The 23,952-nt window shown below is 25.2% G+C and carries 28 protein-coding genes; 20 read left to right on the top strand and 8 right to left on the bottom strand.

Annotated features, from left to right (window positions below):
* Positions 1-6: 6 nt before the first annotated feature.
* Together ACTHUW_RS01275 and ACTHUW_RS01270 are read right to left on the bottom strand one after the other, a co-directional pair.
* A complete protein-coding gene (locus ACTHUW_RS01275) occupies positions 7-516 on the bottom strand; it encodes a dihydrofolate reductase (RefSeq protein ID WP_442197833.1) in 510 nt (169 codons plus the stop codon).
* Positions 517-526: 10 nt separating this feature from the next.
* Entirely contained in the window at positions 527-1,354 is an 828-nt protein-coding gene (locus ACTHUW_RS01270) for a thymidylate synthase (RefSeq protein WP_442199154.1), read from the bottom strand.
* A gap of 89 nt (positions 1,355-1,443) precedes the next feature.
* Between ACTHUW_RS01270 and ACTHUW_RS01265 the strand changes: the two genes are divergently transcribed.
* The 3 genes from ACTHUW_RS01265 to ACTHUW_RS01255 are packed head-to-tail and all read left to right on the top strand — an operon-like array spanning position 1,444 to position 3,576.
* On the top strand, positions 1,444-2,217 hold the full coding sequence (locus ACTHUW_RS01265; RefSeq protein ID WP_442197831.1) for a methyltransferase domain-containing protein: 774 nt from the start codon (positions 1,444-1,446) through the stop codon (positions 2,215-2,217).
* 42 nt (positions 2,218-2,259) lie between these two features.
* Complete coding sequence (locus ACTHUW_RS01260; RefSeq protein ID WP_442197830.1) at positions 2,260-2,520, top strand: GIY-YIG nuclease family protein; 261 nt, start codon at positions 2,260-2,262, stop codon at positions 2,518-2,520.
* Positions 2,521-2,541: 21 nt separating this feature from the next.
* On the top strand, positions 2,542-3,576 hold the full coding sequence (locus ACTHUW_RS01255; RefSeq protein WP_442197829.1) for a hypothetical protein: 1,035 nt from the start codon (positions 2,542-2,544) through the stop codon (positions 3,574-3,576).
* 38 nt (positions 3,577-3,614) lie between these two features.
* Here the strand turns inward: ACTHUW_RS01255 and ACTHUW_RS01250 are convergent, their stop codons facing one another.
* A complete protein-coding gene (locus ACTHUW_RS01250; protein WP_442197828.1) occupies positions 3,615-4,169 on the bottom strand; it encodes a biotin transporter BioY in 555 nt (184 codons plus the stop codon).
* Positions 4,170-4,305: 136 nt separating this feature from the next.
* Here ACTHUW_RS01250 and ACTHUW_RS01245 point away from each other — a divergent pair, with 136 nt between their 5' ends.
* From ACTHUW_RS01245 to ACTHUW_RS01235, 3 genes are all read left to right on the top strand, one after another.
* Complete coding sequence (locus tag ACTHUW_RS01245) at positions 4,306-4,785, top strand: methylated-DNA--[protein]-cysteine S-methyltransferase (RefSeq protein ID WP_442197827.1); 480 nt, start codon at positions 4,306-4,308, stop codon at positions 4,783-4,785.
* Complete coding sequence (locus ACTHUW_RS01240; RefSeq protein ID WP_442197826.1) at positions 4,778-6,079, top strand: alkaline phosphatase family protein; 1,302 nt, start codon at positions 4,778-4,780, stop codon at positions 6,077-6,079. The genes ACTHUW_RS01245 and ACTHUW_RS01240 overlap by 8 nt, the downstream gene beginning before the upstream one ends.
* Before the next feature lie 99 nt (positions 6,080-6,178).
* Positions 6,179-6,736, top strand: coding sequence for an HD domain-containing protein (locus ACTHUW_RS01235; RefSeq protein WP_442197825.1), 558 nt, complete (start codon positions 6,179-6,181; stop codon positions 6,734-6,736).
* Between the two features lie 38 nt (positions 6,737-6,774).
* Here the strand turns inward: ACTHUW_RS01235 and ACTHUW_RS01230 are convergent, their stop codons facing one another.
* Positions 6,775-7,275, bottom strand: a complete 501-nt coding sequence (locus tag ACTHUW_RS01230) for an SEC-C metal-binding domain-containing protein (protein ID WP_442197824.1) — start codon at positions 7,273-7,275, stop codon at positions 6,775-6,777.
* Positions 7,276-7,417: 142 nt separating this feature from the next.
* Between ACTHUW_RS01230 and ACTHUW_RS01225 the strand changes: the two genes are divergently transcribed.
* Positions 7,418-7,873, top strand: coding sequence for a hypothetical protein (locus ACTHUW_RS01225; RefSeq protein WP_442197823.1), 456 nt, complete (start codon positions 7,418-7,420; stop codon positions 7,871-7,873).
* A 27-nt stretch (positions 7,874-7,900) separates the two neighbouring features.
* On the opposite strand, the gene ACTHUW_RS01220 is transcribed toward ACTHUW_RS01225, so the two are convergent.
* Together ACTHUW_RS01220 and ACTHUW_RS01215 are read right to left on the bottom strand one after the other, a co-directional pair.
* Positions 7,901-8,629: an alanyl-tRNA editing protein gene (locus ACTHUW_RS01220; protein ID WP_442199156.1), complete on the bottom strand. Its 729-nt coding sequence runs from the start codon at positions 8,627-8,629 to the stop codon at positions 7,901-7,903.
* Between the two features lie 23 nt (positions 8,630-8,652).
* On the bottom strand, positions 8,653-9,621 hold the full coding sequence (locus ACTHUW_RS01215; protein ID WP_442197821.1) for a hypothetical protein: 969 nt from the start codon (positions 9,619-9,621) through the stop codon (positions 8,653-8,655).
* Positions 9,622-9,817: 196 nt separating this feature from the next.
* On the opposite strand from ACTHUW_RS01215, the gene eam reads away from it, so the two are divergent.
* Both eam and ACTHUW_RS01205 read left to right on the top strand, forming a co-directional pair.
* Positions 9,818-11,077 carry a glutamate 2,3-aminomutase gene (gene eam / locus ACTHUW_RS01210; RefSeq protein WP_442210114.1) on the top strand — a complete coding sequence of 420 codons (1,260 nt, stop codon included), beginning with the start codon at positions 9,818-9,820 and terminating at the stop codon, positions 11,075-11,077.
* Positions 11,078-11,128: 51 nt separating this feature from the next.
* The gene (locus ACTHUW_RS01205) at positions 11,129-11,710 is read left to right on the top strand and encodes a hypothetical protein (RefSeq protein ID WP_442210115.1); all 582 of its coding nucleotides are present in this window, start codon (positions 11,129-11,131) and stop codon (positions 11,708-11,710) included.
* 11 nt (positions 11,711-11,721) lie between these two features.
* Here ACTHUW_RS01205 and ACTHUW_RS01200 read toward each other — a convergent pair whose 3' ends face one another.
* Complete coding sequence (locus tag ACTHUW_RS01200) at positions 11,722-12,111, bottom strand: hypothetical protein (RefSeq protein WP_442210117.1); 390 nt, start codon at positions 12,109-12,111, stop codon at positions 11,722-11,724.
* 167 nt (positions 12,112-12,278) lie between these two features.
* Here ACTHUW_RS01200 and ACTHUW_RS01195 point away from each other — a divergent pair, with 167 nt between their 5' ends.
* The 8 genes from ACTHUW_RS01195 (at position 12,279) to holA (ending at position 21,839) form a co-directional block, all read left to right on the top strand.
* The gene (locus ACTHUW_RS01195) at positions 12,279-12,458 is read left to right on the top strand and encodes a DUF4177 domain-containing protein (RefSeq protein ID WP_442199160.1); all 180 of its coding nucleotides are present in this window, start codon (positions 12,279-12,281) and stop codon (positions 12,456-12,458) included.
* Positions 12,459-12,477: 19 nt separating this feature from the next.
* Entirely contained in the window at positions 12,478-13,434 is a 957-nt protein-coding gene (locus ACTHUW_RS01190; RefSeq protein WP_442199161.1) for an AAA family ATPase, read from the top strand.
* An 8-nt stretch (positions 13,435-13,442) separates the two neighbouring features.
* Entirely contained in the window at positions 13,443-14,588 is a 1,146-nt protein-coding gene (locus ACTHUW_RS01185) for a DUF58 domain-containing protein (protein ID WP_442197919.1), read from the top strand.
* Positions 14,578-15,852 carry a hypothetical protein gene (locus tag ACTHUW_RS01180; protein WP_442197920.1) on the top strand — a complete coding sequence of 425 codons (1,275 nt, stop codon included), beginning with the start codon at positions 14,578-14,580 and terminating at the stop codon, positions 15,850-15,852. Before ACTHUW_RS01185 ends, ACTHUW_RS01180 begins: the two co-directional genes overlap by 11 nt.
* 199 nt (positions 15,853-16,051) lie before the next feature.
* The gene (arcA, locus tag ACTHUW_RS01175; protein WP_442197921.1) at positions 16,052-17,281 is read left to right on the top strand and encodes an arginine deiminase; all 1,230 of its coding nucleotides are present in this window, start codon (positions 16,052-16,054) and stop codon (positions 17,279-17,281) included.
* A 25-nt stretch (positions 17,282-17,306) separates the two neighbouring features.
* Positions 17,307-18,302 (top strand): ornithine carbamoyltransferase, encoded by a 996-nt coding sequence (gene argF / locus ACTHUW_RS01170; RefSeq protein WP_442197922.1) that lies wholly within the window; start codon positions 17,307-17,309, stop codon positions 18,300-18,302.
* Positions 18,303-18,400: 98 nt separating this feature from the next.
* Entirely contained in the window at positions 18,401-20,821 is a 2,421-nt protein-coding gene (locus ACTHUW_RS01165) for a DNA internalization-related competence protein ComEC/Rec2 (protein WP_442197923.1), read from the top strand.
* On the top strand, positions 20,811-21,839 hold the full coding sequence (gene holA / locus ACTHUW_RS01160) for a DNA polymerase III subunit delta (RefSeq protein ID WP_442210126.1): 1,029 nt from the start codon (positions 20,811-20,813) through the stop codon (positions 21,837-21,839). The genes ACTHUW_RS01165 and holA overlap by 11 nt, the downstream gene beginning before the upstream one ends.
* A gap of 36 nt (positions 21,840-21,875) precedes the next feature.
* Here holA and rpsT read toward each other — a convergent pair whose 3' ends face one another.
* Positions 21,876-22,139: a 30S ribosomal protein S20 gene (rpsT, locus tag ACTHUW_RS01155; RefSeq protein WP_442197925.1), complete on the bottom strand. Its 264-nt coding sequence runs from the start codon at positions 22,137-22,139 to the stop codon at positions 21,876-21,878.
* Between the two features lie 169 nt (positions 22,140-22,308).
* On the opposite strand from rpsT, the gene spoIIP reads away from it, so the two are divergent.
* The 3 genes from spoIIP (at position 22,309) to ACTHUW_RS01140 (ending at position 23,820) form a co-directional block, all read left to right on the top strand.
* Complete coding sequence (spoIIP, locus tag ACTHUW_RS01150) at positions 22,309-22,887, top strand: stage II sporulation protein P (protein ID WP_442197926.1); 579 nt, start codon at positions 22,309-22,311, stop codon at positions 22,885-22,887.
* A 61-nt stretch (positions 22,888-22,948) separates the two neighbouring features.
* The gene (gene lepB / locus ACTHUW_RS01145; RefSeq protein ID WP_442197927.1) at positions 22,949-23,491 is read left to right on the top strand and encodes a signal peptidase I; all 543 of its coding nucleotides are present in this window, start codon (positions 22,949-22,951) and stop codon (positions 23,489-23,491) included.
* A gap of 47 nt (positions 23,492-23,538) precedes the next feature.
* Positions 23,539-23,820, top strand: a complete 282-nt coding sequence (locus ACTHUW_RS01140; RefSeq protein ID WP_442212327.1) for a hypothetical protein — start codon at positions 23,539-23,541, stop codon at positions 23,818-23,820.
* Positions 23,821-23,952: the final 132 nt, after the last annotated feature.

The following is a 23,952-nucleotide window of genomic DNA, read 5'->3' as shown; positions in this document are numbered from 1 at the left end:
TATGGTCTATTTTTTATTGTATATAGTAAATATATGAGGTTTTTCATTATATATGTTTTCAAAATCTGCTTTGATTTCTGCCATGTGCCATATTTCCTTTTTTATTTCAGGAAAAAAAGTATCGGCATTAAATTCTTCAAATATATGAGTAATATATAATTTATTTGCAAAGGGCATGAATTGTTTATAAATAGATGCACCACCACAAATGAAAATCTCTTTACCTGCCATATTTTCATCTTTAAGCAAGATAAACAATTCATCTATGCTCTTAGATACATATACATCTTGAAGCTCACTATAAGCGTTTTTAGCCTTCCTAGTTAGCACTATAGTAGTTCTACTTGGCAAGGGTCTTTTTGGTAGAGACATATAAGTATTATAACCCATAACTATAATATGGCCTTTAGTAACATTTTTAAAGTATTTTAAATCTTCTGGGATATGGGTTAATAATTTATTGTCATTACCTATCCCCAAATTTTTATCTACAGCTACGATCATATTTATTTGCATTTTCTACCCCCTATATGGCAAGTTCAAATTTTAATTGCGGTTTTATTGGATCATAATTTTCCATTTTAAAATCATCTATAGTAAAATCATAAAAGTTTGTTTTATCTGTATCTAAAATTAATTTAGCTTGAGTGTCTTTTGGATTTCTATCTAAAAGTTCTTTTGCTTGTTTAGTATGTCTATCATATATATGAAGATTTTGAACAAAATGAGTAAATATTCCGGGCTTATAACCTGTAGCCTTTGCTATCATCATCATAAGTGCTACATATTGAATTTTATTTATGTGTCCAGCTACTAGAAAATCATTTGATCTTTGCACTAAGGTCATATCTAAATAATCTCCCCTTACCGTCCATAGACTCATAAAAGCACAAGGATGCAATCCTTCACTTTCATCAAAATCAGAATACTGATATAAATCCATGATATGACGCCTTCCATAAGGCTCATTTTTTATGCCATCAAGTAATTTGTTTATGAGATCGTATTTTTTAATTGTAGCCCCATATCTCTTTCCGATAGTTCCATCACCTACATTCCAATCATCCCACCAGTGAATATTATATTTTTCTTTTAATACTGAAAGTTCATTAGTTTGGTCTTGGTAAATCCAAAAAATTTCTTTTATCCCACTTTTCCATGCTGTAGGACGAAGAGTTATGATAGGGAATTCTCCTTTTGAAATATCATATTTCTCATATACCTGAGGTATAAAGAGTGTATGACTTGGAGTCCCATCAGAATAATGTGGTCTAACCTTCCCATCTTCAGTACTATATCCATTGGATAATATTTCATTTATATTATCTATAAATATTTTATCAGCTTTTATCATTTTTAAAACTCCTTTCATCTATATTAAAAATATTCTATCATATATAAGGGTATATATGAATATAGATTAAAAAAAGAAGAGGTATTAATATGTATAATATAAGATGTGAGAATATATATAAAACATTTAAAAAATACGATGAACTAGTTTTTAAATATCCAAAAGAAATTTTCATGGATATAAACAATTATGGAGATTTAAGAAAAGATAGTAAGATATTAGAAATAGGTTCTGGGACAGGAAAAGCTACAGAAGGGATATTGGATTTGAATTTTAATGATGTAACTTGTATAGAACTAGAGTATGAATTAGGAGCTTATATGGATAGAAAATTCAATCAAAATGTTGATATTTATATATCTTCTTTTGAAGAATGGCAAAATCCAACATATAAATACCATATGATAATGTGTGCAAATTCCTTTCACTTTTTAAATCCTAAAATAAGGCTTAATAAAATAAAAAATACATTAAAAAAAGATGGAGTTATGGCATTATTTTGGATATTTGAAAAAAGTGCAGATTATAAAATCAAAGAAAAACTAAATGATATATATAATAAAATAAATTTAAAATTATTTTTAAATAGCTATGACTCTTCTTTAGATAATATATTTAAAATAAAGAAAGAAATAATAAATAAAAATATATTTTATAATTTTGAAACAAAAAAGTATAATTGGAATAAAATATACTCAGTGGAGGAATATATCGATATGTTAAATATAGATGATATGTATTATCTATTAGATGATCATATAAAAAAATCTTTAAATATTGATATAAGAAATATTTTAAAAGAAAATAACAAGAAAATACAAATAGATTATGAAGCCATATTATTTTTAACAAAATTAATTTAATATGATATTATATAAAAAACGAAGAGCTTAGGATGATAATATATGAATTATGTTTATATTTTACGATGTAAGGACAATACTCTATATACTGGATGGACAGTTGATATTGACAATAGATTAAAGGTGCACAATAGTGGAAAAGGTGCTAAATACACAAGAGGAAGATTACCTGTTAAATTAGAATACTTTGAAAAGTATGATAGTAAAAAAGAAGCAACAAAAAGAGAATATAATATAAAGAAACTCACTAGAAGAAAAAAAGAAATGATAATCAATGAATTTAAATCTAAAAATAAAATATAAACTTAGAAAGGGGTAATTATATTGCCAATAATAAAAGATTATTTTCCGGGGGGAAATACAGGTGAAGGGTTCTTTTCATATTATGATTATGTTATAGGAAATGATGCAAATAGAATATTTTTGTTAAAGGGTGGACCAGGAACGGGTAAATCATCTTTAATGAAGGATATAGGTAGAGAATTTTTTAAAAGAGGTTTTGACATAGAATATCATCATTGTTCATCTGATAATAATTCAATTGATGCTACATCACCTCATACAATAGCAGCTAAAAATCCAGGAGTAGTTGATGAAATTATAAATTTGGGTGAATTTTGGGATGTTAAAAAAATGGAAGAAAACAAAGAAAAAGTAATTCCTTTAACAAAGGATGTAAGTAGGAGTTTTAAAAGAGTATATAAATATTTAAAAGCTGCAAAACTTGTATTAGAAGATACAATGGAGCTTAATAGTTCATTTATGGATTTTGGTCAAATAAATTTAAAGACAAATGAATTTATATCTGAAATTTTTATGGGTCATACTTATTCAGATAAACTTGGAAAAGCAAGACACTTATTTGGAAGTGCATATACTCCAGGAGGTTTTGTAAGCTGTACTGAATCTGTTTTATCTAATTCAACACAAATTCATAGTATAAGTGGAGATATAGGAACAGGAAAAACAACTATACTTGAAAAAATATATAAATCTGCAATTGAAAAAGGATTAGATGTAGAAGTTTTACATACACCTTTAATGCCAGAAAAAATAGAAACTGTATTTATTAAGGATATTAAGGTAGGAATAACTATAGATGAAAAATTTATAGATGAAAATAAAACTTTAAATCTGAATAAATATAGGGATGAGGAAAAATATAAGCCATACAAAAAAATTATAGAAGAAGATAAAAATGTTTCAAATGATTTAATTAAAAAGGCAGTAGAAAATATAAAACATTCAAAAGCTTTACATGATGAATTAGAAAAATTTTATGTAGATAATATTGATTTTACCAAATCAGATATATTAAAAAATCAATTGATAAAAAGAATTGAAGAATATATTAAATAAAAAAACCCCTAGGGGTTTTTTATTTTTAATATATGATATTATGTATATATTAAATTTGCTTTTAATAAGGATTTTTTGATTTTTAAAGCTATAGGAACTGATATAGCAATTTTTATCAAATCAGGTATTATAAAGGGAAGTATAGTAAGTTTTAATGTATCTATATAAGCTATATTTGATAAAATATAAAATTGAAAGGATCCTAATATATAAATTGTTATAAGACCTAATACAAAAGATAAGCTATAATTTATAATTATAATAGAATCTTTATTTGTTTTTATATTTTCTGTTATAAGCCCTATTAGAAAACTAGCTATAGGAAAGCTCCAGATATATCCACCCGTTAAACCAAATAAAATTTGAAGTCCTGAACTACTAGATGCAAATACGGGTATACCTATAGCACCTACTAAAATGTATACTAATTGCGATATAAATCCAAATTTAGCACCTAAAATAGTGCCTGATAAAAAAACAGCTAAAATTTGCAAGGTAATTGGTACTCCAGATGGAAGTGGAATAGAAATTTGTGCACATACTGCAGTTAAAGCTACAAATAATGATGATAATAAAAGATTTTTTGTTTTCATAATTTTCCTCCAAAATTTTTAGTTTTAAATTAATATGGTTTATTTTACTTAACAATTAAATAATATTCTAAAAAAACATGATTGTCAACTGTTTTTTAAATAAATGGTTGACAATGCAAAAATAAAGGAGAATTGCATGTCTAAAAAAAATTCTAATTATTTATTATACTTAGATTCACCTCTTGGAATTATAGAAATAACAGCAGATGATAAAGATATTTTATCTGTAAATTTTGTAGATAAAAAAGATAAAAAAGAAAATCATAATGATATTATTTTAGAATGCAAGGAACAATTAGTTGAATATTTTAAAGGAGATAGAAAAGAATTTACTATTTCTTTTAAATTACAAGGAACAGAATTTCAAAAAAAGGTATGGAATGAACTTAAAAATATAAAATATGGAAAAACTTGTTCTTATGGTGAAATAGCTAAAAATATAAATAATAAAAATGCATCTCGAGCAGTAGGGGGCGCAAATAATAAAAATAACATTTCTATAATAATTCCATGTCATAGAGTCATAGGTAGTAGTGGTAAATTAGTAGGATATGGAGGAGGAATTTCAAAAAAGGAATGGCTACTTAATCATGAAAGGGAGAATAATGATGAATAGAAAAACGAAACATTTGATAATTGTATCTTTTGATGGTCTATCTAGCCTAGATTTTGATTATATAAATACATTAGATAATTTCAAAGAATTTATAAAAGACTCTTCATATTGTAAAAATGTATATAGTGTTTATCCAAGTCTTACTTATCCAGCTCATACCTCTATTGTAACAGGAAAATATCCAAATAATCATAGGGTAGTAAATAATACTTATTTTGAGTTAAATACTGACTCTCCAGATTGGTATTGGAAGAGGAGTGATATAAAAGCACAGACATTTTATGATATAGCTATAGAAAAGGGGATGAAAGTAGCAGCCCTTTTGTGGCCTGTAACAGCTAAATCCAAGATACAATATAATATGCCAGAAATATTTGCAAATAGAAAGTGGCAAAATCAAATAATAGTTTCATTATTAAATGGAAGTCCACTTTATCAAATTCAGATGAATTATAAATATGGGTATATACGTAAAGGTCGCGCCCAGCCTGAACTAGACAATTTTACAAGTAAATCCTTAATTGACACCTTAAAAAATAAGAAAGCTGATATTACTATGGTTCATTTTACAGACCTAGATTCCATAAGACATGAATTTGGATTTGAGGGGAAAGAAGCAAAGGAAGCTTTAGATAGACATGATCAAAGATTAGGTCAAATAATTAATACACTTAAAGAGTCTAATATGTATGAAGAATCTACACTGATATTACTAGGTGATCATAGTAGCTTAAATGAAAACAAAGTAATTTATTTAAATAGATTATTAAAAGAAAAAGGATATATTGAAGTAAATAAAGAAGGGTCTATAGTTACTTACCTAGCAATAGTTAAAAATTGTGATGGGTCAGCCTATGTTTATACAAAAAATGATGATGAAAAGATAAAAGAGGAAATTTTTGAACTGTTAAATGAATTTAATATGAAACATAATTGTATAGATAATATATTTACATCTAATCAAGCAAAAGAACTAGGTGCAGATGAGAAATGTGCATTTATGCTTGAAGCTAAAAAAGGATATTACTTTTTAGATGATCATAAAAGGAAGGTAATAGAAGATATAAAAGAAGAAGATATAGGTAATATTGCACATATTACACTATCAACACATGGATATTCTCCATTTAAAGAAGATTATACTACTGTATTTATGGCAAAAGGGTGTGGGATTAAGAAAGGCATTGTAATTGATGAAATGAGTCTTATAGACTATGCAGGAACTTTTGCAAGAATTTTAGGCTTTGAAATGAATGATATAGATGGTAGGGTATTAGATGAAATAATAGAGTAAGATATCCAAAATAATGTGTAAAACAATTTATAAATTATTCTGTCAATTCACTGTAATCTATGATATTATAATTTATAATAATTTGTTAGGGGTGATATTTTGAATAGGGAAGAAGCATTTAATTTATTAAAAGAATATGTCAAAGAAGATAGTCTCATAAAACATTCACTTGCTGTAGAGACAAGCATGATAACTTATGCAAATCATTTTAATGAAGATTTAGACAAATGGTCTATAACTGGATTATTACATGATATTGATTTTGAAATGTATCCACAAGAACATCCTTATAAAGGTCTTGAGATTTTAAGGGAAAAAGGAATAGATGAGGATATAATATACGCTATAAAGGGTCATGGGAAAAAAGAAGAAGAAAGAGAAAGTTTACTTGCAAAAACCCTATATGCAGTGGATGAGTTATCTAGTTTTATAGTAGCATCAGCACTTGTAAGACCTACTAAATTTGAAGGTTTAAAAGCTAAATCTGTTAAAAAGAAATTAAAGACAAAATCTTTTGCAGCCGCTGTAGATAGGGATCAGATAAAAGAAAGTAGTGAAGATTTGAATATGGATCTTACAGAACATATAAACATATTAATTGAAGGTCTTAGAAATAGGGAAGAAGATTTAAATAAAGAAAATTTGAGCTTATTATAAATAATAAAAATACAAACCATATGGTTTGTATTTTTATATTATTTATTTAAGCAACATTTTTTATGTTTTTTCCCACTACCACAAGGGCAAGGATCATTTCTGCCTACTTTTTCTTCTTTTACTACTATAACTGTCTTATCATATTCTTTTTTTATTTCTTTTCTTTTTTCTTTTGAAAGAACATTTTCCCACTCTGGTAACTTATAAAGCCATTTAGCTTTAGCTTCATGCATATTATAAAATAATTTTTCAAAGTTTAAATCAATTTCTACATTTTTATCTTCTTCTAAAGATTCTAAATCAATTTCTTTATTTAAACTCGTATTTATTCCATCAATAAATCCAGTAAATATAACTGCTTCTACATCATATTTTTCAGCTAAATCTTTCATATTACCTTCAATTATACTTTCATTATTCTTTAATATTGCTTCATAAATCTTTTGTTCTTGTGGAAGATATATTTTCCAAAATTCTTCATATTGCTCAGGTGTAGCATGTGATTCTACTAAATTTGTCCAATCTTTATATAAACCCATTATCATTCTCCTTTAAAATTTATTGCAAAAATAATTATAACATAAAATTAAGGGAATATGTATTATAAGATAGAATTTAAAGAAAATATTATGTTATAATAAAAAATTATGTTATAATAAAAAATGAAAGGTAAGGGAATGTATGAGTAGAAGGAATAGAATTAAAATAAAAAAAGTATCACCTTTAGGAATAATTATAAGAATAATAAGCTTCATATTATTTGTATATAGTATATATAAATTTAATAATGAATATTTATTTAAAAACAAATATTTTATTTACATATTTATATATGCCATTTATATAACTTATATAATGATTAGGATAGTTAGAAATAGTTACAAGCTAAAATCAAAAACTAGATTTAACATTATAATAACTATAGCATTTATAATTACTTTCCTATTATTTGCAAATGGTATTATGAATTTTGTATTATCAGAAAATGCAAGCATAAAAAATGATATATACTCTATGCTTTTAATATTACTAAGCATATCTATACTTTCTATAGAATACGCATATTTTATTTTAGGATATAAAGATATAAAAAGGAGCTTAGATGAAAAAAAGAAAAACACAGATATAAATAGATAAATCAATTGATCTATCTATTTATATCTCTTATAATTTCATCGATATTTTCATTTGATAATCTTTAAGTGCTTTTATACCACATACAAATTCAACCCTATAATTTTCCTTTATCTTATAGCAATTAATTATTTTTATAAGCCCCACTTCACCAGTTCTTCTATTATGGATGCTGTTACATTCACAAAAATCCAATCTATTTATCTCTACAATTCTTATGTCTCCATCTTTTTTTATACTACCTCTTATAGGCAAATTAGAAACATATTCCCTATCTACAATATAAGTAGAAATCTCAAAATTAGAAAATACAATTCTATTAGAATATGATTCTATTTTTTCTATTATATTTTTATTTAAAAGATTAGTATTGATATCAATATAATTAAAGTTTTCTCCTATATGAAAATTTAATGTGTCAAAATCATATAATTTATAAAAAGCATTAGAAAGTATATGACTTCCAGTATGTTGTTGCATATTACTAAATCTAATATCCCAATCTATAGATATTTCAACTTCTTTACTTTTTGGTAAATCCTTTAAAACATGAATGATATCATCTTTTTGCTCATAAACATTTAACACGCTAATTCCATCAATACTGCCTTTATCTCCAAATTGACCTCCAGAAATATTAGGCTCAAATAAAGTTCTATTTAATTTAACGTGGAACTTATTATCTTTAAAATCATTTTCTATTATTTTAGCATTTAATTTCATCAAATAAGGATTTTTCAAATAAATTTTCTCTGTCATTATTAACACCTCTTCAAACTTTGTTATTTCTCTAATACCCTAATTTTATCAGAATCTTCATATCTTACATCACCTTTTTTATCAATTATCTTATATAATATCTTTTCATTGTCTAAATAATAGTCAACACTTTGATTTGACATAGATATTATACCAACTGATTCCTTAGTAGAAGTTATAATTCCTTTATTTTGAATAAAATAATTAAAATCTTTATCCCAAGTATAATTTAATTTCAAGTTTTTATTTTTATATTCCTTAAAATTACTTGGTATAGAAGTAGATGATTCATCACTAGTGTAGATATTTAATTCCTTATGTAAGTCTATATTTAAATTGTCCTTTTCTACAATATCTATTATATTATTTTCTGTTAATTTAAACCATTTTGGGTTTTTGATTTTTTCCTTTTTCCAACCTTCATATAGGTAAGATTCATATACTTTAGTTTTATCAAAAACTTTTTTAAAATCCTCTTGTTTATAATATATCACAAGTCTCTCATCATAAAAATACCCACCAAGTTTTTCATCAATAGTTTCTTCTACTATTAATAAAAATTTATCATTAAATTCTTTGGTTTTTATATAATCAATATATGATAAATCTTTTATAGAGTCTTGTAAAACATATTTATCATTTTGTTTTTCATATAAAGCTATAACACCTGTATCTTTAGACAAGTTAAGACCTATTATAAGATCTATATTTTCATTTTTTAAATCACTTGGAAAAACTAATATGCTCATATATTCTTTATAATCCATCCATTCTTTAAAACCTAAATCTGAGAGCACTATTTCTTTTATTGATTCTATAGCCTTTGTCTTTTCTTTTATATTATCTGAGAAGTAATTATCAATATTTTTTTCACTTAACTTTGAATCTGTTTTTTGATGTGAGATTGGAATGACCTTATAGCTAAGAAACAAAATTAAAGTCATAACAATAAAAAAAGTAACAATAAAAAATAAGGATGTAGATTTTTTCATAGTAGTATATCTCCTTTAGCAAAATTGACTTTTTAGAGCATTAAGGATATAATTAAAGGTGAAATAAATTTCATAAAATTCAAATTTTTAATAACTTATCCTTAATATATAGATATTAAATATATATTCTCTTTATGAATAAAGAAATAATCTATAAATAATCCTGTAACAATAAAAACAAATAAGGAGGCATCCTATGGCCAAAATAAGTAAGCAGAGAGAAGAATCTTTAAAAAGAGCTGATGAATTAAAAAGAACTATTGATGATTATTTGAATATTCGAAAATCTATCCCAAAAGGTTTAGATTTAGAAAATGAATATCAAAAAAACAAAAATCATATTTTAAAAGTTTTAGATGCAAATGAAGAAAATTGGAATGATTATAAATGGCAGTTGAAAAATCGTGTTTCTGACATAGAGACTTTAAATAGAATGATAAATTTAACTGAAAAGGAAATAGATTCAATCAGAAAAGTAGGAGAGCAATATAGATGGTCAATTTCACCATATTATGTCAGCTTAATGGACAAGTATGATAAATATGATGCTATAAGGATGTTATCCATTCCTTCTAGTATAGAGCTAATAGATGAACTTGGTGATAGTGATCCAATGGGTGAGGAATTTACAAATCCTGCAGGAACTATAACAAGAAGATATCCAGATAGATTAATAATCAATGTAACAAATGAATGTGCTATGTACTGTAGACATTGCCAAAGAAGACGTAATATAGGTCAGACTGACAACCATACTAATACACAGTTAATTCAAGAATCCATAGATTATGTTAAAGAAAATGAAGAAATAAGAGATGTTTTAATAACAGGTGGAGATCCACTAACCTTATCAAATGATAGATTGGAATGGATAATAAAGAGCCTTTATGAAATAGAACATGTAGAATATATAAGAATAGGTACAAGAACTCCAGTTACAATGCCTCAAAGAATAACAGATGAATTTGTAAATATGCTAAAAAAATATCATCCTATATATATAAACACACATTTTAATCATCCTAAAGAAGTTACAAGAGAGTCAAAAGAAGCATGTGAAAAACTTGCAAATGCAGGCGTTCCTCTTGGAAACCAAGCTGTACTTTTAAATGGAATTAACAATGATAAATATATAATGAGATTATTAAATCAAGAATTATTAAAAATAAGGGTTAGACCATATTACATTTTTCATGCTAAACATGTAAAAGGGACTACTCACTTTAATACTTCAGTAGATGATGGAATTGAAATAATGGAATATTTAAGAGGATATACATCCGGTATGGCAATCCCAACCTATATAATTAATGCACCTAAAGGTCATGGTAAAACTCCAATACTTCCTGAATATTTAATTTCAAGGGGTAAGGATTATATATTGATAAGAACTTGGGAAGGTAAAACTTATAAGTATGAAAACCATCAAACTATAGACATAAAGGAAGTTTACTAGTATATATAATTGTAGTTTGTCAACAATATTAAAAAAGGAGGTAGATGTTTTTTGAATTATAATGAATCATTATTAACAGATTTAAGAGAATTTATTGATTTTTTTATTATGAAATATAAATATGAAAACATAGGTGTTATAAGAAAGATTAGAGCTAAGTCAGGTTTAAACTCTGATTTAAGTGAGGAAAAATGGTATGAGTTATTTATAGCCAAATCTGCTATAAACCATTCTCTTAAAATACTTCTTATAAAAATATTTGAAGATAAAAACAAAGTTTTACCAAAGTTAAACACAGAAGGCTTTAAACATTGGTCTAAAATGGTGGTTGATATAGAAAATCAATATAATAATATATATAATATAGCTCTAAAAGATATCCTTACAGTTTCAGAACTTAGAAAAGCATTTAAAGTTAGTGATTATGATGTATATGTTATTGATAATGAACTTGCATCTTATATTATAAATAAACTCTTGAAATATGATTTTAATAAAATAACAGTTGAAAACATCTCTTTTTTAATTGAAAAATTATATAATGAGCATGGAGAATTAAAATATTTCTACAAACCTTCACCATCAGTTGAATTTATAAATGAACTTAAAGAAAAAAAAGAAATCCTAATCTAATAGGATTTTTTTTAATATTCATCTATTTCATCTTCATCATCTAGTTCTTCCATATCTATTTCTATTTCCATTTCCTCATCTTTTTCTAAATCATAAAAATCAGGGAAGTATTCTTCTCTAAAGGCATTATCAAAATCTCCCATTTGTATTTCCTCTATTCTTTTAGTAATAAAATTATAACTTTCTAGCAATTCTTCACTTTCTAATAAGCTTGCTAATTCTTCTGTGACCTCTATTACAACAGCTACAAGACTTTTTTCCTCTTCTTGAAACTTAACCTCTTTACTTGAAATCAAATTAGTGATTATATCTAAAGTATGCTCACTATCTTCTAACTCACTATAATAAATATCATCATACAATTTATTTAACCAATCAACTTGAATTCTATTTTTATACATTTCATCATCTCCTATTTATTTTATTCTATTTAAAAGATATTAAAGATATTATATTTATATCCTTAATATATAAAATTATAAACCAAATTCAATAAAATTAATATCTTTGTTTTAAAATATGATAAAATAATAATTAATATTCGAGATATATAAAGGAGTGATATATTATGAAATTTGAATACAAGGTAGAAAACATGAGATTACATGGAATGACATCTATGGTACTTACAAAAGAACATGAAAAAAAATTAAATGAATTAGGAGAAGAAGGTTGGGAAATGGTAGGACTTACTGCATCTGCAAGTGGTAGGAATATAGCAGCAGTTTTTAAAAGAGAAAAAATATAATATGAAAGGAAGTTTTGAAGTGGAAATACAAAAAATAAAAGAAATGACCAACCATGTGAAAGAAAATGTTCAAAAAGTAATTGTAGGAAAAGATGAAATAATAGAAAATATAGTTATATCTATCCTATGTTCAGGTCATATACTTCTAGAAGATGTACCAGGACTTGGTAAAACATTGCTTGCAAGAACCATTTCAAAATCAATAGATAGTAATTTTTCTAGAATTCAATTTACTCCAGATTTATTACCATCTGATATTACTGGAATAAATTATTTTAATCAAAAGAAAAGTGAATTTATCTTTAAAAAAGGTCCTATTATGAATAAGTTAGTCTTAGCAGATGAAATCAATAGAGCAACACCTAGAACACAATCAAGCTTGCTTGAAGCAATGGAAGAAAATCAATTATCAATAGATGGTAAAACGCATTTATTAGAACAACCATTTTTTGTAATAGCTACACAAAATCCAGTTGAAAATGCAGGAACATATCCACTACCTGAAGCCCAATTAGATAGGTTTTTTATGAAGATTTCAATGGGATATCCTGATTTTGAAGAAGAGTTTAAAATACTTAAAAGATTTAAGAATAAAAATCCATTTGATCAAATAAAGCCAGTTATAAATTCAGAGGATATTTTAAAAGCAAGAAATTTATTTCAAAAGATAAGGGTAGATGATGACTTAACTAGCTACATACTAAATCTAGTAAGGAAAACAAGGGAAGATGAAAATATAAAACTTGGCATAAGTCCACGTGGAGCACAGGCTCTTTTTAAAGGAGCACAAGCAAAAGCAGCTATTTCAGGCAGGGATTATGTGATTCCAGATGATATAAAGAGTATTGTAAAGCCTATATTTAGACATAGAATTATTGTAAAAGGTAAATCTAGGTTTACTGATACTAGCAATGATCAAATAATTCAAAAAATCATTGAAGATACATTAGTACCTTCAGAACAAATTGGAAATTAGGTATTAATATGATATTTATATCAATTTTATTTTTTATAATTATATCTTTTTTATTAATCAGGACTTGGCCGGAGTTATCAATAAAAAATGTAAGATACAATAGATTTATAGATAAAGATATAGTTTTTCCAAATGAAGAAATTGTAATCACTACAGTAATATCTAATCATAAAATTATCCCCTTACCATGGATAGAAATGTATAGTGAATTATCTGAACCAATAAAATATATAGATCAGTCATATAAATATAAAAAAAATATAAATACAAATATATATAAGGTAATAACATCCCTACTTCCATTCCAAAAAGTGACAAGGAAAAATAAATTTTATATAAATAAAAGAGGCTATTATAATATTGATAATATCAGACTTACTATAGGGGACTTTATTGGTATATCTAAAGGGCTTATGAATATAAAATCTCCTATTTCTATAGTTGTTTATCCTGAGATTAAAAATATAAATGATTTGATTGTAGATGAAAATGAACCACAAGGTGAAATCTCTGTCAATAGGTTTATAATTTCTGACCCCTTAGCTATAAAGGGAGTTAGGGAATATAATTTTAATGATAGTTTTAATATAATTGATTGGAAGGCTACTGCAAGGTTTAATAATTTATATGTTAAAGATTTTGATTTTACATCTGAAAAATCTATTCAAATAATACTGAATGTTCAATGTAATGAAATACCTTGGGCAGATAATGATGAATATTCAATAGAAAAGGGAGTAGATATATCAGCAGCTATAATGAATGACTCAATAGAATCAGGTATACCAGTGGGATTTTCGACAAATTCTATATTGCTTTCTGATAATTTAATAGAAGAAAAAATAATTACAATTTCTCCAAATACAAATATAAATATAGCAGAAGAAATATTAAATATATTAGCTAGAATTTCCTTGTTATTTAAAGTAAAAGTATCAGATTTACTTTATGAAACAGTAAATAATTATAAAAGAGATACTACATTTATATTAATAACCCCATATTTAGATGAAAAAACAATAGAGATCATTAATGAATATTTATATGTAGGTTATAGTATAAAACTGATACTTCTTAGAGGAAGTTCAAATGACTATTTGCTAGATGAAAATATAGAAATATTCAGTCTAAAGGAGCTATATTATGATTTATAAAATTGCTTTTGATGGGTTAAGATATATTATTTTGATTATGACAATAATAGGAATGGTGACAGAGAATATTATCTTTAATAAGCTTGTATTATTTGTTTTCCTTATAATGATACTTAGCTATTTATTATCTGGATTTATTAGTAAAAGCAATATTAATAAAAATAAATTATTAAAGATTATACCTTTTCTTGGAATAATAACTGCAATTGTTTTTTCATATTATAGCACAAAATCAAGCTTGGTTTTTATACTATTTACTATAATTTATTTATCTATTTGGATTGTGAGTCTTAGATTAAAAGATGAAAGTTATAGTAATGATGATGTTTTTAAAAAAATTATACTTACATCACTTATAGCAACTATATTCTCATTAGATATATTCATGGGAAATACAAGATGGTTTATGAATGATTTAGTTCCATATATAATTATTTTCATAATAGTTTCTTTTATATATAGCATTAGATTAAATTTATACAATGCATACTTAGATAATAATGCCATAAATAAAAGCAAGAATTTAAAAATATTCAATGTTTTATCAAATATTATAATAATATTTATTATGCTTATAATATTATATTTTTCTTTTGGAATTAGTAATATGGAATTGGTAAAGACTAAAATATATCCTGTATTAGAGTTTGTAATAAATCCACTTATATTTATAGTGTCAATACTATATAAATTTTTTAAGAAAATATTTCCTGATTTCAAGCTTAAAGAAACACCACAAGAAAATTCTTTAAATTTAGAAAATAGTGATAATAATTTATTAGAGGAAAATATAGAACAAAATGAAATTGCACAAGTTGTATTAAATTATTTAGGATATTTTTTAGTAGCTTTTATAATAGCTACTTTAGTTTATATAATATATAGGATTTCAAAAAACATAGATAGTGGTGAAAAAAGTAATGATAATATTATTGTAGAGGAAAAAGAATTTATATTTAATAGAAAAAATATAATAAATAATATAAAAAATAAATTCAAGAAAAATACAAATAATAATACAAATAAAAATATGCATATAATCAGGCTTATTTTTATAGATATCTCAAATTCAATGATTCAAAAAGGATATGAGTATAAAAAGAATTTTACTCCAAGAGAATTTATTTTCCAAAACAAAAAAGATTTAGAAAAAACAAAAGAATTTATAGACACATATGAAAAGGTAAGATATGGCAAGAAAAGTATAGGTGAAGAAGATATGATGAAAATATATAAATATAAGGATGATTTTAATAGAGAATAAAATTAATTTTTATAATTGTAACCTTTATATTATTAATGCATAAAAAGTTGTCTATAATAATAATATGAAATAATATTAATTAAGTGAATAAATATTTAAAAAAATCACTTTACTATGTTTAAAACTATATTGTTGGGTATTAAATTAATATGGTAGAAAAATGAAACAAGTTATAAAATTTTAAATAGGAGGATATATTATGGATGAGAAAAAGGCTATAAATGTTACATCTGAAATAGGTAAATTGAAAACAGTATTACTTCATAGACCAGGACGTGAACTTCAAAATATAACGCCTGATTTTATGGAAAGACTTTTATTTGATGATATTCCTGACTTAGAAGCTGCAAGAAAAGAGCATGATAATTTTGCAAAAGTATTAAAGGATAATGGAGTAGAAGTTTTATATTTAGAAGAATTAGCAGCAGAGTCAATAGAGGATGAAAAGATAAGAGAAAAATTTATCGAGCAATTTTTACAAGAAGCAAATATAAGTGGTGAAGGTACTATAAAAGCATTAAAAGAGCATTTTAGTGAGTTAGATAATAAAGATTTAATAGATACTTTAATGGCTGGAATTAGAAAAACTGAGTTAAAAGATTATAATGCTGAATCACTTGCAGATATGGCAGATGATGATTACCCGTTAGTATTAGACCCTATGACAAATCTTTATTTTACAAGAGATCCATTTGCAACTATAGGAACGGGTATAACTATAAATCAAATGAGAACTGCAACTAGAAATAGGGAAACTATATTTGCAGAATATATATTTAAATATCATAAAAGATTTAAAGATGCTGGAGTACCAATATGGTTAAACAGAGATGAAAAAACATCTATGGAAGGTGGAGATGAGCTTGTACTTAGTGAAAAAGTTCTAGCACTTGGTATATCTCAAAGAACAGATGCTGATTCTATAGAAAAACTAGCTAAAAGGCTATTTGAAAACAATGAATCATTTGAAACCATACTTGCTTTTGATATTCCAAAAACTAGGGCATTTATGCATTTAGATACTGTATTTACAATGATTGATTATGATAAATTTACAATTCATCCAGGAATAGAAGGTCCTTTAACTGTATTTTCAATTACTAAGGGCAAGGATGGAGATTTAAATATTGAAAGAGAAAGAGATACTCTAGAGCATTTACTTGCAAAGTATCTTGAATTAGACAATGTGGAATTGATTAGATGTGCTGGAGGAGATCCAATAGATTCTGCACGTGAACAATGGAATGATGGTTCAAATACACTTGCAATTGCTCCAGGAGAAGTTGTAGTTTATGATAGAAATCATGTTACAAATAAATTATTAGAAGAAAAAGGAATTAAATTACACAAGGTTGAAGGAACTGAACTTGTGAGAGGCCGTGGAGGTCCAAGATGTATGAGCATGCCTTTAATTAGGGAAAAAATATAATATAAAAAATTTAAGGAGGTCTTTTATGCCAGTTAATTTAAGAGGTAGAAGTTTTGTAAAATTATTAGATTATTCACCAAAAGAGATTAATTATTTACTTGATTTATCAAGAGATTTAAAGAGGGCAAAATATTCAGGAACTGAAAGACAAACAATGAAAGGAAAAAATGTTGCTTTAATATTTGAGAAAGCATCAACACGTACAAGATGTGCGTTTGAAGTTGGAGCAATGGACCAAGGAGCAGGAGTAACATATTTAGGACCTACAGGTACACAAATGGGTGTAAAAGAAACAGTAAAAGACACTGCAAGGGTTCTTGGTGGAATGTATGATGGTATAGAATATAGAGGATTTTCTCAAGAATCAGTTGAAACTTTAGCAGAATTTTCAGGAGTTCCAGTATGGAATGGATTAACTGATGAATTTCATCCAACTCAAATTCTTGCAGATTGGATGACTATACAAGAAAAAAAAGGATATCTTAAAGGGATTAAATTTGCATATGTTGGTGATGGAAGAAACAATATGGCAAACTCTCTAATGATAGGTGCTGCAAAAATGGGCATGGACTTTAGAATAGTATCTCCAGAAAGTTTATTTCCAGAGCAAGATTTAGTAGATAATGCAAAAGAAATAGCAAAAGAAACTGGTGCTAAAATTTCTGTTACAGATTCAGTAGATGATGGTGTAGGAGGAGTAGATGTAATATATACCGATGTGTGGGTATCAATGGGTGAAGCTAAAGAGGTATGGGAAGAAAGAATAAAACTATTAAAACCATATCAAGTAAACAAGGAAATGATGAGCAAAGCTGATGATGAAGCAATATTCATGCATTGCCTACCATCTTTTCACAATACTCAAACTGATGTTGGTAAAGATATATATGAAAAATTTGATTTAGATGCAATGGAAGTTACAGATGAAGTATTTGAATCTAAACAATCAGTAGTATTTGAAGAAGCAGAAAATAGAATGCATACAATAAAAGCTGTAATGGTAGCAACACTCGGGGATTAATCTTTTAGGAAAAGGACCAATTTGATTTGGTCCTTTTCTTTTTCTTTTTTTATAGTAAAAATGATATAATACTATTAAAAAGTAATTGGAGAATAAAAATGAAGAGACCATTTTTAAATATTGTAATATTATATATAATTGCTATACTTTTTTTCTATTACATTCAAATAGATTTATATCTTATATTATTATTTTCTATTGTAAGCTTGGTTTTAAGCATATATCTTAAAGATAATATGATGAAAGAGATATTCTTTAATATTTTTATAATTACCATTGCAGGATTGATATTGTACTTAAATATAAATACCTATAAAACAAAGGATTTTATAGGTAAAGAAGTTGATTCTACCATCCTTATAAAAGAATTAGTAAATGAAAATGATTATTCAAATACATATGAAGGAAAAATAATTAATATATATGATAATGAAAAATCATATAAGATTGATGAAAAATCTATTATAAAGATAAAAAACAAAGATTATCTAGAATATAATACCATTATAAAAGCAAAGGTGAATTTATTAAAAGCTAAGTCTAATACAAATAAAGGACTATTTAATTATTTTACATATCTAAAAACCAAAAAAATACATTCAATTGCTGATTTAAATAAGCAAAGTTATGAAATAATAGGCAGAAAAAAATCAACTTATTTTTCTTACTTAAAAATCAATTCTAAAACTTATATAGAAGATTTTTTACATACATCTTTAAACAAGAAAAATGCTAGTGTAATGAAAGCAATTATATTAGGGGATGATTCTTTATTAGATGAGGATTATAAGGACAAGTACAGGCAGCTTGGCATAGCACATATACTTGCAATCTCTGGGCTTCATATAGGAATAATAGCAGGTGCCTTATTATTTGTGTTTGGAAATTTAGCTATAAGTTATAAAATCTCTAGTTTTATAACATTGATATTTATATTTACTTATGGATATATTGTAGGTTTTCCTGCATCTATACTTAGGGCAAGTATGATACTTTTCATGATAATTATTGCTAGGATTTTCTTTAAAAGGCCTGATTATATAAATAGCATTAGTCTTGTGGGACTAATATTATTACTTTATAATCCATTATGGATATTTGATATAGGCTTTCAATTATCATTTATAGCTACCTTATCTATTGTAATACTAACACCTATAATAAGTAAAAAAATATTTTCAGAAGTTAGATTTGCAAAAACATTTTCAGCCCTAATTTCAGTTCAACTGGGGACATTGCCCTTGCTTATATATCATTTTAATTATATATCTCTAACATCACTTTTTTCTAATATGATACTTATTCCTATATTATCATATGTGTTAATAGCTACAATCATATTACTAGGATTATCAATACCATTTTTTAATCTATCAATAACTATTATGAAAATTATAGATATAACACTTAATTACTTTACAAAAATCATAAACTTTCATCATAATTATCTAAATATAGTTTTGAATGATTCCTCTTGGTATTTAATGAATATAGTTTCTTATTACATAATTATATATATCCTGCTTAATATAAAAAAAATTAAAAAACTTAAATATAGATATGTTAATATGTTTTTTTATACAATTTTATTAGTTACTATTTTGAATTTTGTGTCTCTATCTACTTTTAAGTGGAGTATCAATTTTATTGATGTAGGACAAGGTGATAGCTCACTTATTAGAATAAAGGATAAAGCATTTTTAATAGATACAGGTGGAAATATACTTTCTGATTATGATTTAGGAGAAAAACTTTTAATACCATATCTTTTAAAAAACAATATTAGAAAATTAGATGGGGTATTTATATCACACTTTCATGAAGATCATACTGAAGGGCTTATTAGTTTATTAAAAACAGATTTTATTAAAGTTAAAAAGATATACTATAATCAAAACAATATTAAAAATAATTTATATAAAGAAATTAAAAATATATCAAAATTAAAAAATATAGAAATGATTCAAATGAAAAATCAAAATAAACTAAAGGTATATGACATAGCAGAATTTGGATTTTTTAACAATGAAAAGACAGATTTAGAAGAAAACAATAATAGCAATATTATAAGTATGAATACTGATCAGATGAAAATATTATATATGGGTGATGCAGAAAAAGAACTTGAAGATGAATTTATAAAACACAATAAAGCTAAATATGATATCATAAAAATAGGTCATCATGGGAGCGGTACTTCTACATCCATTAATCTTTTAGAAAATATAAAGCCTAATTTAGCTATAATATCTGTAGGTAAAAACAGTTATGGTCATCCAAATGAAGAAGTATTAGAAAATCTTAAAAATGAAAATATAAGAGTTAAAAGAACTGATATAGATGGAAACATTTTAATCAAAAACAGCTATAAAAATTATGATATATATTTATATAATGAAAAAAGAATTATACTAAGTTTAAAAGATGTATTTAATATGATTCTATTCATGATTATATTATTTATGGATTTAAAGTATATAGAATTTCAAAATACAAAGGAGAAGTTAGATGGGATATAAAGAAATTTTAAATGATATAAAAAATAATAGCTTAAAGAATGTCTACCTTTTTTATGGGGAAGAAACATATTTGATAGATTTTTGTATACAAACAATAAAAGAAAAATATATAAAGCCAAGTTTTGAAACATTGAATTTCATATCTATTGATGGCAAGCAAGTAGATGCAAATGAGGTAAGTAATGCAGCTGAAACATTACCCTTTATGTCAGACAAAAAAATAGTTGTAGTAAATAATCCCTTATGGTTTTCAAATAAAGCAAAAGCAGAAGATATAGAAGAAATATCACATTATATAGAAAAGCCTAGCAATTCTACAATTTTAATTTTTGTTTTAACATCTGAATCTATAGATAAAAGAAAAAAAGTATTTAAGACTATAAAGAAAAACAATGGAACTATAGAATTTTCAAAAATTAAGGGATCAGAACTAGAAAGATGGATTAAAAAAGAATTTAAAAGTAAAAATAAAATTATAGATGAATCTAGTATAGATAAAATTATAGATTTAACTGGCTACTTAAATAATAATAATGAAATTACATTATATGATTTAAAAAATGAAATTCAAAAAATCATAAATTATATAGGGCAAAATGAAAAGGTAGAAGAAAAGACAATAGAAAAAGTACTTATAAAATCCTTACAAGCAAATATTTTTGAATTAGTTGATATGTTAGGTGAAATGAGATTTGATAAAGCAATATCTGTTTTCAATACAATGATTTTAAATAATGAGCCATGTGGTTTAATCATTCATATGATAACAAGACAGTTTAGACTATTATTAATGTCAAGGATATTAGAAGCTAAGGGTTATAGCATAGGAGAACTAGCTAAAAAGATGAAAGTCCCAAATTTTGTGGCTAGAAAAACAATAAATCAAAGTAAAAATTTCTCTATAATTGAACTGAAAAACACCTTAGAGCAATGCATACTAACAGATAGGGATATTAAAAAAGGTAAAATAGAGCAGATTCTTGGAGTAGAGATGCTTATAATGAATATGAAACAATAAAAACTTCGGGTATTTAATATTCCCCGAAGTTTTATATTATTTAGCTATATTTAATTTTTTAGATAATTGACTTACTTTTCTGCTAGCTTTATTTTTATGCATAGTGTTTTTAACTGCAGCTCTGTCAAGTTTCTTTTCTATTGTTTTAAATAATTCTTTTGCTTCATCTATATTATTATTATCTAAAGCAGTTTCAAACTTTTTGATGTATGTCTTTATTTGAGATTTTCTTTTTTTATTAACCAATGTTTTACTTTCAATAACCTTAATTCTTTTCTTAGCGGATTTAATATTTGCCATTAGGTTTTCACCCCCTTCAAAATACGTTAACAAAAGCTATTTTACCACAAAAAAACTTCTATTACAAGAGAAAATATGGAATATATAAAATTTAAAGGCATAAGAATATTTTTTCATTCACTTAGGAAGTATATTATATATATGAAAAAATTGAAATGGAGTGATAGATATGTTTAGTGCACGTACAGATTTAGCCATAGAAGCTAGGGAAATATATACTGAGGGAAAAGATAAAGAAATTTCAGGAGTAGAAATAGAAAAAGGTCATGCAGTAAAGCATGTACAAACAATGCATGATTCACCAAATTATAACGCTTCCTATTCTAGAGCAAGAAAAACTCTAGAAACAGAATTATCAAATGGAAAAAATTTAAAAATATTAATGGATTTACATAGAGATGGAGTATCTCCTGGTGCCTCTTATTATAATCGCATGAAAAAAGAAAGTGTAGTAGAGATAGATGGCAAGCGTGTTGGAACCTTTAAATTTGTAGTTGGAAATGACAACCCAAATAAAGATAAATTGATACAGTTTTCTAATTATGTAAAATCTGTATCAGATATGATGTATCCAGGATTATGCCTGAAACCTATAATAAAACCTTATGGAAAATTCAATCAATATATGAGTGATTATAGTTTGCTTATAGAGATAGGATCTAATGTAAATACACTTGATGAAACAAAAATGACTGCAAATTATATAGCAGAAATATTAGATGTAGCACTAAAGGGTATAGTAAATTGATACCCTTCTTTTTTTTTCCTAAAAATGTTATAATACTATTAGTTTAATCGGAGGTGTTTTTGTGTCACAAGATAAAAAAGAAAAGGTTAGGAACGAAGCTTTTGAATGGATAAAAAGCATTTTATTTGCTGTAGTTATTGCTATAATAATAAAAACATTCATATTCAATACCACTTATGTTTTAGGAAATTCCATGTATCCTACACTACATGAAAAGGACAGATTATTTACAAATAAAGTTTTATATTTAATAGGTGAACCAGACAGAGGAGATATTGTAGTATTACATGCTCCTGATGAAAGAAATAAAGATTATATAAAAAGAGTAATAGGTGTAGAAGGAGACATTGTAGAAATTAAAGATGGATTTGTATATTTAAATGGTGAAAAATTAAAAGAAGAATATATAGATGAAGATGTTTATACTAATGAAGAATTAGAAATAGAAATAGGTAAGGAAGAAGTTTTTGTACTAGGAGATAATAGACATAAAAATGCTAGTAAAGATAGTAGATATTTTGGAACTGTAAACATAGATGAGATAACAGGCAAGGCATTTTTTAGATATTATCCTTTTAATGATAGATTTGGAAGATTAAAATAAAGTATAAAATTCAAATAGCTGTCCATAATTATTAATGGTGATAAAATATGGAAAGTAGACTTAATAGATACTTAGAACAAAAGAAACAAAAAAGAAAAGGTTTAAAAAAATATTTGGTTTTTTTATTACTTATAGCTTTTTTATTTATTGCTATTAGTATTGTAAATGATAGTTTGTATAATTATTTTAATTTATCTAATACTTCAGTTTTTAATTATGAATATGAAAAATCTACTCATGTAATTGAATTATTTGGTAATAAATACAATATTAATTTATCAGAAATCATTTACAATATTAAAAATCAAATAGTAGATATCTTTCAATAAAAAGCGACTTTGTCGCTTTTTATTTACTTATATATGATTATATGATATTCTACAACTTAGATAATAATGAAATTTTTAATATTTCCTAAACAAGGAGGAAAATATGGATATAAGAGAAAGAAGAACTAGAGT

This window comes from Senegalia sp. (in: firmicutes), assembly GCF_052088025.1.
In the GTDB taxonomy this organism is placed as follows: Bacteria; Bacillota; Clostridia; order Tissierellales; family SIT17; genus Anaeromonas.
Note: the sequence above shows the minus strand (reverse complement) of the source record. Positions and strands in the feature narration are given on the sequence as shown.

Excerpts from the sequence above, each read along its gene's own strand:
- ACTHUW_RS01165 (WP_442197923.1), top strand. The coding sequence starts at position 18,401 with ATGAAGAGACCATTTTTAAATATTGTAATATTATATATAATTGCTATA.
- ACTHUW_RS01195 (WP_442199160.1), top strand. The coding sequence starts at position 12,279 with ATGAAATTTGAATACAAGGTAGAAAACATGAGATTACATGGAATGACA.
- argF (WP_442197922.1), top strand. The coding sequence starts at position 17,307 with ATGCCAGTTAATTTAAGAGGTAGAAGTTTTGTAAAATTATTAGATTAT.
- ACTHUW_RS01200 (WP_442210117.1), bottom strand. The coding sequence starts at position 12,111 with ATGTATAAAAATAGAATTCAAGTTGATTGGTTAAATAAATTGTATGAT.
- ACTHUW_RS01270 (WP_442199154.1), bottom strand. The coding sequence starts at position 1,354 with ATGATAAAAGCTGATAAAATATTTATAGATAATATAAATGAAATATTA.
- ACTHUW_RS01140 (WP_442212327.1), top strand. The coding sequence starts at position 23,539 with ATGGAAAGTAGACTTAATAGATACTTAGAACAAAAGAAACAAAAAAGA.
- ACTHUW_RS01180 (WP_442197920.1), top strand. The coding sequence starts at position 14,578 with ATGATTTATAAAATTGCTTTTGATGGGTTAAGATATATTATTTTGATT.
- ACTHUW_RS01215 (WP_442197821.1), bottom strand. The coding sequence starts at position 9,621 with ATGAAAAAATCTACATCCTTATTTTTTATTGTTACTTTTTTTATTGTT.
- ACTHUW_RS01230 (WP_442197824.1), bottom strand. The coding sequence starts at position 7,275 with ATGGGTTTATATAAAGATTGGACAAATTTAGTAGAATCACATGCTACA.
- ACTHUW_RS01260 (WP_442197830.1), top strand. The coding sequence starts at position 2,260 with ATGAATTATGTTTATATTTTACGATGTAAGGACAATACTCTATATACT.
- eam (WP_442210114.1), top strand. The coding sequence starts at position 9,818 with ATGGCCAAAATAAGTAAGCAGAGAGAAGAATCTTTAAAAAGAGCTGAT.
- ACTHUW_RS01220 (WP_442199156.1), bottom strand. The coding sequence starts at position 8,629 with ATGACAGAGAAAATTTATTTGAAAAATCCTTATTTGATGAAATTAAAT.
- arcA (WP_442197921.1), top strand. The coding sequence starts at position 16,052 with ATGGATGAGAAAAAGGCTATAAATGTTACATCTGAAATAGGTAAATTG.
- holA (WP_442210126.1), top strand. The coding sequence starts at position 20,811 with ATGGGATATAAAGAAATTTTAAATGATATAAAAAATAATAGCTTAAAG.
- spoIIP (WP_442197926.1), top strand. The coding sequence starts at position 22,309 with ATGTTTAGTGCACGTACAGATTTAGCCATAGAAGCTAGGGAAATATAT.
- ACTHUW_RS01265 (WP_442197831.1), top strand. The coding sequence starts at position 1,444 with ATGTATAATATAAGATGTGAGAATATATATAAAACATTTAAAAAATAC.
- ACTHUW_RS01245 (WP_442197827.1), top strand. The coding sequence starts at position 4,306 with ATGTCTAAAAAAAATTCTAATTATTTATTATACTTAGATTCACCTCTT.
- ACTHUW_RS01185 (WP_442197919.1), top strand. The coding sequence starts at position 13,443 with ATGATATTTATATCAATTTTATTTTTTATAATTATATCTTTTTTATTA.
- rpsT (WP_442197925.1), bottom strand. The coding sequence starts at position 22,139 with ATGGCAAATATTAAATCCGCTAAGAAAAGAATTAAGGTTATTGAAAGT.
- ACTHUW_RS01275 (WP_442197833.1), bottom strand. The coding sequence starts at position 516 with ATGCAAATAAATATGATCGTAGCTGTAGATAAAAATTTGGGGATAGGT.
- ACTHUW_RS01240 (WP_442197826.1), top strand. The coding sequence starts at position 4,778 with ATGAATAGAAAAACGAAACATTTGATAATTGTATCTTTTGATGGTCTA.
- ACTHUW_RS01225 (WP_442197823.1), top strand. The coding sequence starts at position 7,418 with ATGAGTAGAAGGAATAGAATTAAAATAAAAAAAGTATCACCTTTAGGA.
- ACTHUW_RS01250 (WP_442197828.1), bottom strand. The coding sequence starts at position 4,169 with ATGAAAACAAAAAATCTTTTATTATCATCATTATTTGTAGCTTTAACT.